The organism is Vibrio aquaticus (genome assembly GCF_003970385.1).
In the GTDB taxonomy this organism is placed as follows: Bacteria; Pseudomonadota; Gammaproteobacteria; order Enterobacterales; family Vibrionaceae; genus Vibrio; species Vibrio aquaticus.
The window spans coordinates 1-350 of record NZ_RXZH01000207.1; the positions used below are offsets into that span (position 1 = coordinate 1).

The following is a 350-nucleotide window of genomic DNA, read 5'->3' on the forward strand; positions in this document are numbered from 1 at the left end:
GTTCCTGCATATGATGACAATGTCGCCCCAAGACCATCTCTATGAGCTGAAAAAGAAACACCAGGAATGTAGTGGCGGAAAAGGAGATAGCAAATGCTTACGATAACGTAAGGAATTATTACTATGTAAACACCAGGCATGATTCTGTTCCGCATAATTACTCCTGATAATTAATCCTTAACTTTGCCCACCTGCCTTTTAAAACATTCCAGTATATCACTTTTCATTCTTGCGTAGCAATATGCCATCTCTTCAGCTATCTCAGCATTGGTGACCTTGTTCAGAGGCGCTGAGAGATGGCCTTTTTCTGATAGATAATGTTCTGTTAAAATATCTCCGGCCTCATCTTT

Annotated in this window: 2 protein-coding genes; both read right to left on the minus strand. The window is 40.3% G+C overall.

Features of this window, described 5'->3' with window-relative positions; genetic code table 11:
* The coding region (locus EJ063_RS20805) for a hypothetical protein (protein WP_439333303.1) at nucleotides 1–155 on the minus strand (155 nt) is incomplete at its 3' end.
* A 15-nt stretch (nucleotides 156–170) separates the two neighbouring features.
* The coding region (locus EJ063_RS20810; RefSeq protein ID WP_439333302.1) for a hypothetical protein at nucleotides 171–350 on the minus strand (180 nt) is incomplete at its 5' end.